Source organism: Hydrogenophaga sp. UC242_50, assembly GCF_042697355.1.
Taxonomy (GTDB): Bacteria; Pseudomonadota; Gammaproteobacteria; order Burkholderiales; family Burkholderiaceae_C; genus Hydrogenophaga.
Genome location: NZ_CP170553.1, coordinates 4,177,107 through 4,189,669, shown reverse-complemented (window position 1 = coordinate 4,189,669; position 12,563 = coordinate 4,177,107). Strand labels below are relative to the sequence as shown.

9 protein-coding genes and 1 pseudogene are annotated in these 12,563 nt (G+C 66.6%); 1 reads left to right on the top strand and 9 read right to left on the bottom strand.

Going from position 1 to position 12,563, the window contains the following annotated elements:
• Positions 1-48: 48 nt before the first annotated feature.
• The 9 genes and pseudogenes from lapB to gyrA all read right to left on the bottom strand — a co-directional run bounded on the left by lapB (position 49) and on the right by gyrA (position 11,646).
• Positions 49-1,194 carry a lipopolysaccharide assembly protein LapB gene (gene lapB / locus ACFJGX_RS21340; protein ID WP_382323921.1) on the bottom strand — a complete coding sequence of 382 codons (1,146 nt, stop codon included), beginning with the start codon at positions 1,192-1,194 and terminating at the stop codon, positions 49-51.
• Positions 1,184-1,495 (bottom strand): lipopolysaccharide assembly LapA domain-containing protein, encoded by a 312-nt coding sequence (locus ACFJGX_RS21335; RefSeq protein WP_291114841.1) that lies wholly within the window; start codon positions 1,493-1,495, stop codon positions 1,184-1,186. The genes lapB and ACFJGX_RS21335 overlap by 11 nt, the downstream gene beginning before the upstream one ends.
• Positions 1,496-1,539: 44 nt before the next feature.
• Complete coding sequence (locus ACFJGX_RS21330) at positions 1,540-1,860, bottom strand: integration host factor subunit beta (RefSeq protein ID WP_291114839.1); 321 nt, start codon at positions 1,858-1,860, stop codon at positions 1,540-1,542.
• A gap of 92 nt (positions 1,861-1,952) precedes the next feature.
• Positions 1,953-3,638: a 30S ribosomal protein S1 gene (rpsA, locus tag ACFJGX_RS21325; protein ID WP_291114836.1), complete on the bottom strand. Its 1,686-nt coding sequence runs from the start codon at positions 3,636-3,638 to the stop codon at positions 1,953-1,955.
• Positions 3,639-3,819: 181 nt separating this feature from the next.
• Positions 3,820-5,871 carry a bifunctional 3-phosphoshikimate 1-carboxyvinyltransferase/cytidylate kinase gene (locus tag ACFJGX_RS21320; protein WP_382323922.1) on the bottom strand — a complete coding sequence of 684 codons (2,052 nt, stop codon included), beginning with the start codon at positions 5,869-5,871 and terminating at the stop codon, positions 3,820-3,822.
• Between the two features lie 35 nt (positions 5,872-5,906).
• Positions 5,907-6,785, bottom strand: a complete 879-nt coding sequence (locus ACFJGX_RS21315; protein ID WP_291114849.1) for a prephenate dehydrogenase/arogenate dehydrogenase family protein — start codon at positions 6,783-6,785, stop codon at positions 5,907-5,909.
• Positions 6,785-7,882: a prephenate dehydratase gene (pheA, locus tag ACFJGX_RS21310; protein ID WP_291114832.1), complete on the bottom strand. Its 1,098-nt coding sequence runs from the start codon at positions 7,880-7,882 to the stop codon at positions 6,785-6,787. The genes ACFJGX_RS21315 and pheA overlap by 1 nt, the downstream gene beginning before the upstream one ends.
• A gap of 4 nt (positions 7,883-7,886) precedes the next feature.
• A complete protein-coding gene (gene serC, locus ACFJGX_RS21305; protein ID WP_382323923.1) occupies positions 7,887-8,993 on the bottom strand; it encodes a 3-phosphoserine/phosphohydroxythreonine transaminase in 1,107 nt (368 codons plus the stop codon).
• Positions 8,993-11,646: pseudogene (gene gyrA / locus ACFJGX_RS21300) on the bottom strand (DNA gyrase subunit A). The gene serC and the pseudogene gyrA overlap by 1 nt, the downstream one beginning before the upstream one ends.
• A gap of 260 nt (positions 11,647-11,906) precedes the next feature.
• Here gyrA and ompA point away from each other — a divergent pair.
• Entirely contained in the window at positions 11,907-12,554 is a 648-nt protein-coding gene (gene ompA, locus ACFJGX_RS21295) for an outer membrane protein OmpA (RefSeq protein ID WP_291114826.1), read from the top strand.
• Positions 12,555-12,563: the final 9 nt, after the last annotated feature.

The window sequence follows — 12,563 nt, the reverse complement described above, 5'->3', positions numbered from 1 at the left end:
CCCCTGGGGGGTGACGCGCCGCAGGCGCGGCGCGGGGAGGGGAGCCGTCTACAACTCTTCGACTCGGCGGGCCGGGTAGCTGTCCCAGGCCTGGCAGCCCGGGCACTGCCAGAAATGCTGGCGCGCCTCGAAGCCGCAGGCCGCGCAGCGGTAGCGGCGCAGCGGCGCGCTGGCGTGTTCGAGCGCCTTCTGCACGCTGGCCTTCGCGGTGGGGCTGGAGAGCGTCTCGCCCGCCATCCACTGGGTGGTGATGACCAGCGAGGGTTCGCGCTCCAGGTGGCTGAGGTAGTGGCCGCGCACCGCCTCGGTGCCGCTGCTCAGGCTGGCCAGGGCTTCCGTGACGTCGATCGCCGGTGCGCGCTCGTGGCTGGCCTGCAGCAACTTCATGGCCTCGGCCTCGCGGCCGGTCTGCCGGGCCAGATCGGCCAGGGCACGGGCCGCCAGCGGCAGGCTTTGTGGTGCGTGCTGGTTCATGCGCACCAGGGCGTCGAACGCGCCCGAGGCGTCGCCGGTGTGCGCCTTCAGGGCCGACAGCGCCATCCAGCCGCGCGCCAGCTGTGGGGCGCGTTGCACGGCCTCGTTCAGCAGTTGCTGGGCCTTGGCGCCGTCGCCCCCGCGCTGGGCGAGGTCGGCCTCTTCGCACAGGTAGTGCGCCAGCCGCGTGGCGAAACTGCCTTGTTCGGCGTCTTCGAGGCGCTGGGCGATCCGCTTGGCCTGGGGCCAGTCGCGCGAGCGTTCGTAGATGCCCAGCAGCGCCAGCAAGGCCTCGCCTTCGAAGGCCGAGCCTTCGAGCTTGTGCAGGGCCGCTTCGGCGCGGTCCAGCAGGCCGGCCTTGAGGAAGTCGAGCGCCAGCGCGTGCTGGGCGCGGTCGCGGTCCTTGCGGTCGATGTCGGCGCGCGAGAGCAGGTGCTCATGCACGCGCACGGCGCGGTCGTAGTCGCCGCGGCGGCGGAAGAGGTTGCCCAGGGCGAAGTGCAGTTCGGCGGTGTCGGGGTCGCCCTGCACCGCTTCGATGAAGGCGTCGATGGCCTGGTCCTGCTGTTCGTTGAGCAGGTGGTTGAGGCCGCGAAAGTAGGCCTTGGGCGCCTGGCGGCCTTCCATGCGCCACTGGCGCAGGTCGAAGCGCGACGCGGCCCAGCCCAGCGCGAACGCCAGCGGCAGGCCCCAGAGCAGCCAGGTGAAATCAAAGTCCATGCCGGCGGTCGATCGGGTCGGGAGGGAGCAGGGTGGTGTCGCCGTCAAAGGCGGTGCTGTGCAGCGCCGAGGCCGACGCGTGCTGGCGGCGGGTGCGCCGGGCGCGCAGCCACAGCGGCAGCATCACGGCCACGCCGAGGAACACCCCGATCACCAGCGCCACCAGGATCACCAGCACCAGGGGGGCTTGCCAGCTCGCACCGAAGAACAGGTGCAGCGTCACGCTGTCCTGGTTGTTGAGTGCGAAGGCGAACAGCACAAAAAAAATGGCTGCATTGAGCAGCCACATCAGGTATTTCACGTCGTCCCCTTTGTGGTGGGGCGATTGTAGCGAGCAGCCCTGTCTCAGGCCCGCTTCTGGGTTTCGCGGCCCAGAATCTCGGCGGTCTTCTTGTCCACCTCTTCGCGCAGGGCCTTGCCCGGCTTGAAGTGCGGCACCCGTTTCTCGGGAATCATCACGCTCTCACCGGAGCGCGGGTTGCGCCCGATGCGAGGTGAACGCCGGTTGACGGAGAAGCTGCCAAAACCCCGGATCTCGATGCGATGGCCCTTCACCAAGGCTTCGCCCATGGCGTCCAGGATCGCCTTGACGGCGAACTCGGCATCGCGGTGGGTGAGCTGGCCGAAACGGCTGGCCAGAGCTTCAACGAGGTCGCTTCGGGTCATGTCGAATGGAGTGGGGGCGTTGAGGGGACAGCGCCGGGCAAGTGGCCGCCCTTGCGGGCGGGTGGCTCACCCGGCGCCGAACCGGTTTCGCTTCAGTTCTGGTTGTTGTCCAGCTTGGCGCGCAGCAGGGCGCCCAGGCTGGTCGTGCCGGCGTTTTCGCGGGAAGACTGCTGGCTCAGGTTTGCCATGGCTTCCTGCTGGTCGGCGGCGTCCTTGGCCTTGATCGACAGCTGGATGTTGCGGGTCTTGCGATCCACGTTCACCACCACGGCGTTGACTTCGTCGCCTTCCTTGAGCACGTTGCGCGCATCTTCCACGCGGTCACGGCTGATTTCGCTGGCGCGCAGGTAACCCAGCACGTCTTCGCCCAGATCGATCTCGGCACCCTTGGCATCCACGGTCTTGACCTTGCCGGTCACGATGGAGCCCTTGTCGTTCACCGACACGAAGGTGGTGAACGGGTCGCCGTCGAGCTGCTTGATGCCCAGGGAGATGCGCTCGCGCTCCACGTCGATGGCCAGCACGATCGCTTCGACTTCCTGGCCCTTCTTGTAGTTGCGCACGGCGGCTTCGCCGGGCTCGTTCCAGGACAGGTCGGACAGGTGCACCAGGCCGTCGATGCCGGCGGCCAGGCCGACGAACACGCCGAAGTCGGTGATCGATTTGATCGGGCCCTTGACGCGGTCACCGCGCTTGGTCTGCTCGGCGAATTCGTGCCAGGGGTTGGCGCGGCACTGCTTCATGCCCAGCGAGATGCGGCGCTTGTCTTCGTCGATGTCGAGCACCATGACTTCGACTTCGTCGCCCAGCGACACCAGCTTGGACGGGGCCACGTTCTTGTTGGTCCAATCCATTTCGGAGACGTGCACCAGGCCTTCGATGCCAGGCTCGAGTTCCACGAACGCGCCGTAGTCGGCGATGTTGGTGATCTTGCCGAACATGCGGGTGCCTTGCGGGTAGCGGCGCGAAACGCCCATCCACGGGTCGTCGCCCATCTGCTTGAGGCCCAGCGAGACGCGGTGCTTCTCGGTGTCGAACTTGAGGATCTTGGCGGTGATTTCCTGACCGGCCGTGACCACTTCGCTCGGGTGGCGCACGCGGCGCCATGCCATGTCGGTGATGTGCAGCAGGCCGTCGATGCCGCCGAGGTCCACGAACGCACCGTATTCGGTGATGTTCTTGACCACGCCGTGCACGATGGCGCCTTCCTTCAGGGTGTCCATCAGCTTGGCGCGTTCTTCGCCCATGGAGGCTTCCACCACGGCGCGGCGGCTCAGCACCACGTTGTTGCGCTTGCGGTCGAGCTTGATGACCTTGAATTCCAGGGTCTTGTTTTCGTACGGGGTCAGGTCCTTGGTCGGACGGCTGTCGACCAGCGAGCCCGGCAGGAAGGCGCTGATGCCGTTGACCATGACCTTGAGGCCGCCCTTGACCTTGCTGGAGGTCGTGCCGGTGACGAATTCGCCGGATTCGAGCGCTTTTTCCAGCGACATCCAGGAAGCCAGGCGCTTGGCCTTGTCGCGCGAGAGCAGGGTGTCGCCGAAGCCGTTTTCCACGGAGTCGATGGCGACGGAGACGAAGTCACCGACCTGCACTTCGAGTTCGCCCTGGTCGTTCTTGAATTCGGCCAGAGGCACGTAGGCTTCCGACTTCAGGCCAGCGTTGACCACCACGTGGTTGTGCTCGATGCGCACGACCTCGGCGGTGATGACTTCGCCCGAGCGCATTTCAGCGCGTTTCAGGGACTCTTCAAACAGGGCGGCAAAAGATTCAGACATTGAATTTCCTAAACCACTCAGCGTCGGTGCAACAACCACGGGAAATGCGGCTGGAACGGATGCGACGTGTGGGCGGCGTTGACGTTGCGGTGCGTGACACCGCGGGGTTAAGTGAAAAGAACCTTCGGGCCTGCGGGCAGGGAACGCCCGGCTGTGCCGTCAGGGCCATCAAGAAGCGCGCTCAGTTGCCCGAGAACGCCGTTTTGCCTTGCCACCAGTTCAACACCTGCTGCACCGATTGCTCGATGTCCATGCCGGAGTTGTCCAGTTCCAGGGCGTCTTCGGCGGGCTTGAGAGGGGCGTGTGTGCGGGAGGTGTCCCTCAGGTCACGCGCTTTCAGGTCTGCCAAAAGACTGTCGATGTTAGCAGCAATTCCCTTTGAAATCAACTGCTTATGGCGCCGTGCGGCGCGTTGCTCGGCGCTGGCGGTGAGGAACACCTTCAGCGGGGCGTCCGGGAAGATCACCGTGCCCATGTCGCGGCCGTCGGCCACCAGACCGGGGAGCTGGCGAAAGGCGTGCTGCAGGCCCAGCAGGGCCTCCCGCACGGCGGGCACGGACGAGACCCGGGAAGCCGCCATGCCGGCGGTTTCGCTGCGCAGGTCGTCGGTCACGTCCTGGCCCTCGAACAGGGTGCGCAGGCCTTCGAAGCGCACCTGCAGGCCGGCGGCGAGCTCGCCCAGGCGGCGCGCGTGCCCGGGGTCCTTCAGGTCGGGTTCGGCGGTGGACAGGCCGGCTCTTTCAGCCGCCAGCCCGACCAGGCGGTACAACACCCCCGAATCCAGCAGGTGGTACCCGAGCTGTTCGGCCACCTCGGCCGAGAGGGTGCCTTTGCCGGAGGCGGTGGGGCCATCCACGCAGATCACGGGGATGTGCTCCCTGGGCGTGGTGCAGACCTGGAACAGGGTCTCGAAGTAGTCCGGGAAGGTCTTGGCGACGCACTTGGGGTCTTCGATGCGCACCGGCAGCTTCGCCGGGTTGAATGCGGCGAGCGAAAAACACATGGCGACGCGGTGGTCGTCGTAGGTGTGGATCGACGCCGCACGCCAGTCCTGCGGGCGGGCGGGCGGCGTGATGCGGATGAAATCCTCGCCTTCCTCCACCGTCGCGCCGAGCTTGCGGCATTCCTTGGCCATGGCGGCGATGCGGTCGGTTTCCTTGACGCGCCAGCTGGCGATGTTGCGCAGCGTGGTGGTGCCGTCGGCGTACAGGGCCATGGCCGCCAGCGTCATGGCGGCATCGGGGATGTGGTTGCAGTCCAGGTCGACGGCCTTGAGCGGCCAGGCCCCGCGCTGGATGTGCAGGCGGTTGGCTTCGCCCGAGACCTTGGCGCCCATGAGGCGGGCGGCTTCGACGAAGCGGATGTCGCCCTGGATGGACGACAGGCCGACGCCTTCGATGGTGATGCCGTCGGTGCCCGGCGTGGCGGGCGCGAGGGCGCCCAGGGCGATGAAATAGCTGGCTGACGAGGCATCGCCTTCAACCGCGATGCGGCCGGGCGACTGGTAGCGGCTGCCGGCGGGGATGGTGAAGCGCTGCCAGCCGTCGCGCCGCACGGCCACGCCGAAGCGCTCCAGCAGGTTGAGCGTGATCTCGATGTAGGGCCGCGAGATGAGTTCTCCCACCACGTCGATGACGATGTCGCGCTCCTGCGCCACCAGGGGCAGGGCGAGCAGCAGGGCGGTGAGGAATTGGCTGGACACGTCGCCACGCACGCGGATGGGCTGGTCCAGCCGCAGGGCGTGGGTCCGACCATCGCCGAGTTTCAATGGGGGATAGCCTTCGTTGGCGAGGCAGGCCACGGGGCAGCCCAGCTGGCGCAGCGCATCGACCAGGTCGCCGATGGGGCGCTCGTGCATGCGCGGGACGCCGCTGAGTTCGAAGGTGCCGCCATGGCGGGTGGCCAGCAGGGCCAGCGAGGCGGTGAGGGGCCGCATCGCGGTGCCGGCGTTGCCCAGGAACAATTTGGCCTGGGGCACCGGCAGGGCGCCGCCCAGGCCATGCACGCGCAGGGCGCCGTTGGGTTGCGGTTCGATGCGGCAGCCCAGTTCGGCCAAGGCCTTGAGCATCACCTGCGTGTCGTCGGAGTCGAGCAGGTCGGCGATGTCGGTGTGGCCCACGCTGAGCGCGGCGAGCAGCAGCACGCGGTTGGAAATGCTCTTGGAGCCGGGCAGGCGCACAGTGCCGCCGGCGCTCGCCAGCGGCGGGATGTCGAGGTGGGAAATGGCAAACATGCGCGAAGGTGAGGAAGCGTCGCCCGGGGCGCCGCTCAGCTGCGGGGCTTGACGGCGGTCATGCGCCAGCGCGCGCGCGCGCTGCTGGCCTGTTCGATCAAGGCTTCGAGGGCGTCGGGGTTGCCGGCATTGATGGCGGTCTCCAGGGCGTGCAGCGCGCGCTGGAAATGGCGCGACTGCGCCAGCAGCTCTTCGCGGTTGGACATGAGCACGTCGCGCCACATCGCCGGGTCGCTGGCCGCGATGCGGCTGAAGTCGCGAAAGCCCGGGCCGGCCAGCGAGAGGAAATCCGGCCCATCGGACTGGCCCTGGATGGCGTTCATCAGGGCGAACGCCACCATGTGCGGGAGGTGGCTGACGGCGGCATAGGCCGCATCGTGCGCTTCCGGCGACATCTGCTTGACGTGGCAACCGAGCGCGGTCCAGAGCTGGCTGGCCTTCTCGAGCTGGGCGGTCAGCGTGCGTTCGATCGGGGTGAGGATGACCTGGCGGCCGTGGTACAGGTCCGCGTCGGCGTGCTCGACGCCGGCGACTTCCTTGCCAGCGATCGGGTGGGCGGGAACGAAGACACCGACCTGGTCCTTCAGCACACGGCGCGCGGCGTCGATCACCTCGCGCTTGGTCGAGCCCACGTCCATGATCAGCACGTTGCCGCGCACCAGGTGGCGAATGGCTTTGAAGGTGGCTTCGGTGGCCGAGACCGGCACCGCGAGCAGCACGAGATCGGCGCCCGAGACCGCCAGCAGCGCCGACGGGGCCTCGACGTCGATCACGCCCAGCTGGCGCGCGCGTTCGGTGGTGGAGGGCGACTTGCTGTAGCCCACGACGCGCTTGACCAGCCCGGCGCGCTTGAGCGCCAGCGCGAAGGAGCCGCCCATCATGCCGCAGCCGATCAGTCCCAGTTGTTCAAACATCATTCGCTCACCGGGTATGCGCCCAGCACCTTGTAGAAGGCGCAGAGACCTTTGAGTTCCTCCAGCGCGGCGGCCACGTGCGGCTGCGACGGGTGGCCCGCGATGTCGATGTAGAAGTAGTACTCCCACTGGCCCGACTTGGCCGGGCGCGACTCGAAGCGCGTCATGGACACGCCGTTGTTCTTCAGCGGCACCAGCAGGTCGTGCACGGCACCGGGGCGGTTGGGTACCGACACCACCAGGCTGGTGCAATCGCGTCCCGAGGCGGGCGGCATGGCCAGGGTCTGCGGCAGCGAGATCACGGCAAAGCGCGTGCGGTTGTAGGCCTCGTCCTGAATGGCGTGCGCCACGATGTGCAGCCCGAACTGGGCGGCGGCGCGTTCGCTGGCCAGGCCGGCCCAGGCCGGGTTCTCGGCCGCCAGCCGCGCGCCTTCGGCGTTGCTGGAGACCGCGCGGCGCTCGGCGTTCGGCAGGTGTTGCGTGAGCCAGTTCTGGCACTGGGCCAGGGCCTGCGGGTGGGCCATGACGACTTCGATGCCATCCAGGTGATTGACCTGGCGCAGCAGGTTGTGGCGGATCAGCAGGCTGACTTCGCCCACCACGTGCACAGGCGAGCGCAGGAACAGGTCCAGCGAACGCGCCACCACGCCTTCGGTGGAGTTCTCCATGCCCACGACGCCGAACTGCGCCGTGCCGGCCGCGGTGGCGTGGAACACCTCGTCGAAGTTGGCGCAGTAGATCAGGTTGGCCGCGCCGCCGAAGAATTCGATCGCCGCCTGTTCGCAGAAGGTGCCCTGCGGACCGAGCACGGCCACGCGCTGCGGCGCTTCCAGCGCCAGGCAGGCGGACATGATCTCGCGCCAGATCGAGGCCACGTGCTGGTTCAGCAACGGCCCCTGGTTGGCGCCCTGGATCTTCTCGATGACTTGCGCGACGCGGTCCGGCCGGAAAAAGGGCGAGCCCTCCGCGCGCTTGATGTCGCCGACCTGTTCGGCCACGCGAGCGCGTTGGTTGAGCAGGGCCAGCAACTGCTGGTCCAGCGCGTCGATCTGCACGCGCAGGGTGCCCAGGGCTTCGGACTGTGAGGGAAGGGTCATCGGTTCAGGCCTGTGTTTGTTCGAATTGGCGCATGTAGGCCACCAGGGCGCGCACGCCCTCGATCGGCATGGCGTTGTAGATGCTGGCGCGCATGCCGCCCACGGATTTGTGGCCCTTGAGCTGCAGCAGACCGGCCGCCTTGGCGCCTGCGAGGAAGGCCTCGTTGCGCGACTCGTCGCGCAGGAAGAAGGGCACGTTCATGCGGGAACGGCAGTCCTTGGCGACCGTGTTGCTGTAGAAGGTCGACTGGTCGATGAAGCCGTACAGCAACTCGGCCTTGGCGATGTTGCGCGCCTCCATGGCCGCCACGCCGCTCAGGTTGCCTTCGGTCTGGCGCTTGAGCCATTGGAAGGTGAGGCCGGCCATGTAGATGGCGAAGGTCGGCGGCGTGTTGTACATGGAGTGGTTGTCGGCCACGGTCTTGTAGTCGAACGCGCTGGGGCAGGTTTTCAGGGCGTGGCCCAGCAGGTCTTCGCGGACCACCACGAGCGTGAGGCCGGCCGGCCCCAGGTTCTTCTGGGCGCCGCCGAAGGCCAGGCCCACGCGCGACCAGTCCACCGGCCGCGAGGCCACGTGGGAAGAGAAATCGATGGCCAGCGGCACATCGGATCCGAGTGCCTTCAGGTCGGGCAACTCGTGCACTTCCACGCCGTTGATGGTCTCGTTGCTGCACAGGTGCACGTAGCGCGCGCTGCGGTCGAGTTGCCAGGTCGCCGGCGCGGGCAGGGTGGTGTGGTGGTCGGCTTCGTTGCTGGCGGCCACGCGCGCGTCGCAGTAGCGGCGCGCTTCCTTCAGCGACTTCTGGCTCCAGCTGCCGGTGACCACGAAGTTCACCGTTTGCCCGCGCGACAGGTTCAGCGGCACGATGGCGTTTTCGGCCAGACCACCGCCCTGCATGAAGAGGATGCGGAAGTGCTCCGGCACGGCGAGCAGCTCGCGCAGGTCGGCTTCGGCGGCCTTGAGGATGGCGCCGAACTCCTGCCCGCGGTGGCTCATTTCCATCACGCTCATGCCGCTGCCGTGCCAGTCGAGCATTTCGGCCGCGGCCTGCTGCAGCACCTCGGCGGGCATGGCCGCCGGGCCGGCGGAGAAGTTGTAGGGCCGCGCCATCACGGCTCGGTGCCCGCGTCGTCGGCTGCGCCCGCTCCGTTCGTGTCGTCGCCCAGCTCAGGCACGTTGGCGTCGTTCTCCACGATGCGCTGCAGGCCCGAGAGTTCGGAGCCTTCGTCCAGCGCAATCAGCGTCACCCCTTGCGTGGCGCGACCCATTTCGCGGATCTCGGACACGCGGGTGCGCACCAGCACGCCCTTGTCGGTGATGAGCATGATCTCGTCGTCGTTGTGCACCAGCGTGGCCGCCACGACCTTGCCGTTGCGCTCGCTCTGTTGAATCGCGATCATGCCTTTGGTGCCACGGCCATGGCGGGTGTACTCGGCGATCGGCGTGCGCTTGCCATAGCCGTTGATGGTGGCGGTCAGCACGCTCTGCTCTTCGTCCTCGGCCACCAGCATGGCGATCACGCTCTGCGTGTCTTCGATCAGCATGCCGCGCACGCCGCGCGCGTTGCGGCCCATCGGGCGCACGTCGTTCTCGTCGAAACGCACGGCCTTGCCGCCGTCGCTGAACAGCATCACGTCGTGCTGCCCGTCGGTCAGGGCCGCGCCGATGAGGAAGTCGCCCTCGTCGAGGTCCACGGCGATGATGCCGGCCTTGCGCGGGTTGCTGAACTCATCGAGCGCCGTCTTCTTGACCGTGCCCATGGAGGTGGCGCATGAACACATAGCGGTCGGACGGGAAGCTGCGCATCTCGCCGGTCAGCGGCAGCACCACGTTGATCTTCTCGCCTTCCTGCAGCGGGAACATGTTGACGATCGGGCGGCCGCGCGAACCGCGCGAACCGGCCGGCACTTCCCACACCTTGAGCCAGTACAGCCGGCCACGGTTGGAGAAGCACAGGATGTAGTCGTGCGTGTTGGCGATGAAGAGCTGGTCGATCCAGTCGTCTTCCTTGGTGGCGGTGGCCTGCTTGCCGCGGCCGCCGCGCTTTTGCGAGCGGTATTCCGACAGCGGCTGGCTCTTGATGTAGCCGCTGTGGCTGAGCGTGACCACCATGTCGGTTGGCGTGATCAGGTCTTCGGTGGCGAGGTCTTGCGCGTTGTGCTCGATCTCGCTGCGGCGCGCGCCCAGCTTGGTCTGGCCGAACTCCTGCTTCACGATGATCAGCTCTTCGCCGATGATGGTCGAGACCCGCTCGGGCTTGGCCAGGATGTCCAGCAGGTCGTCGATCTCGCCCATGACCTCCTTGTACTCGGCCACGATCTTGTCCTGCTCCAGGCCGGTCAGGCGCTGCAGGCGCATCTGCAGGATTTCCTGGGTCTGGGTCTCGGACAGCCGGTACAGGCCGTCTCCACCCATGCCGAACTCGCGTTCCAGGCCGTCGGGCCGGTAGTCGTCGGCGTTGATCACGCCGCCATCGGCGCGCGTGCGGGTGAGCATCTCGCGCACCAGCTGGCTGTCCCAGGGGCGCGCCATGAGTTCGGCCTTGGCGCACGGGCGGCGTGGGCGACTCGCGGATGATGCGGATGAACTCGTCGATGTTCGCCAGGGCCACGGCGAGGCCTTCGAGCACATGGCCGCGCTCGCGCGCCTTGCGCAGGTTGAACACCGTGCGGCGGGTCACGACCTCGCGGCGGTGTTCCAGGAAGACCTGGACCAGGTCCTTCAGGTTGCACAGGCGCGGCTGGCCATCGACCAGGGCCACCATGTTGATGCCGAAGGTGTCCTGCAGTTGCGTCTGCTTGTACAGGTTGTTGAGCACCACTTCCGGCACTTCGCCGCGCTTGAGTTCGATCACCAGGCGCATGCCCGACTTGTCCGACTCGTCCTGGATGTGGCTGATCCCCTCGATCTTCTTTTCGTGCACCAGTTCGGCAATGCGCTCCTGCAACGTCTTCTTGTTGACCTGGTAGGGCAGTTCGTCCACGATGATGGCCTGGCGCTGGCCACGGTCGATGTCCTCGAAATGGCACTTGGCGCGCATCACCACGCGGCCCCGGCCCGTGCGATAGCCGTCCTTGACCCCGTTGATGCCGTAAATGATGCCCGCCGTGGGGAAGTCGGGCGCGGGAATGATCTCCATCAATTCGTCGATGGAGGCCTCGGGGCTCTTGAGCAGGTGCAGGCAGGCGTCCACCACCTCGTTGAGGTTGTGCGGCGGGATGTTGGTGGCGATGCCGACCGCGATGCCGGCCGAGCCGTTGACGAGCAGGTTGGGCAGGCGCGACGGGAGCACCAGCGGCTCTTTTTCCGAACCGTCGTAGTTGGGACCGAAGTTGACGGTCTCCTTGTCGATGTCCGCCAGCATTTCATGGGCGATTTTCGACAGGCGGATTTCCGTGTAGCGCATGGCGGCGGCGTTGTCGCCGTCGACGGAGCCGAAGTTGCCCTGGCCGTCCACGAGCATGTGCCGCAGCGAGAAGTCCTGCGCCATGCGCACGATGGTGTCGTACACCGCGCTGTCGCCGTGCGGGTGGTACTTACCGATCACGTCGCCCACGATACGGGCCGATTTCTTGTAAGGGCGGTTCCAGTCGTTGTTGAGCTCGTGCATCGCGAAAAGCACGCGCCGGTGCACCGGCTTGAGACCATCCCGCGCGTCGGGCAGGGCGCGCCCCACGATCACGCTCATGGCGTAATCGAGGTAGCTGCGCCTCATTTCCTCTTCAAGACTGATGGGCAGGGTCTCTTTGGCGAACTGTGTCATGAGCGAGGGAATAGGTGCGTAGATGGACCGGAGGGCAACCTGCGATTTTAGACGGCGCGTTCTCCTACAACTTCTTGGGTCGTTTGTTGTACATCCACAACGAATGACGTGACCTGCTGTATCCGGCGACAACGCCGCATTGGCCGGCGGGCCGGGCATTCCGTGCTTGTGGCACAATAAATTCCAGCGTTTTTAGTGGTGGTCACTTGAAGCGTCGTTCTTGTCACGCAGTCTGTCTGCGGCTTATATAGAGGAAAACCATGAAAAAACTTAACAAAGTGGCAATGCTGTTGGCAACCGCCGCCATGGCAACGGCCGCCGGCGCCCAAACCATCGACAACTGGCGCAATGGCACCAGCGAACTGGTTTGGAAAAACGGCACCAATGAACTCTGCTGGCGCGATGCCAACTGGACGCCCGCCACCGCCGCACAAGGTTGCGACGGCGCGATCGTTCCTGCCGCTGCTCCGGCTCCCGCACCGGCTCCCGCTCCGGCTCCTGCCGCAGCCCCTGCACCCGCACCGGCTCCCGCACCCGCACCGGCTCCCGTGGCGTCCAAGGTGACCTACGCTGCTGACGCCTTCTTCGACTTCGACAAGGCTGTGCTCAAGCCCGAAGGCAAGGCCAAGCTGGACGATCTGGCTGGCAAGGTGTCCGGCATTGCTCTGGAAGTCGTGATCGCTGTGGGTCACACCGACTCCACCGGCGCTGCTGGCTACAACCAGAAGCTGTCCAACCGCCGCGCTGAAGCCGTCAAGGCCTATCTGGTGAGCAAGGGCATCGAAAGCAACCGCATCTACACCGAAGGCAAGGGCCTGACCCAGCCGGTGGCCGACAACGCCACCCGCGAAGGCCGCGCCAAGAACCGCCGCGTGGAAGTCGAAGTGGTCGGCACCCGCAAGAACTGATTCCCTTCA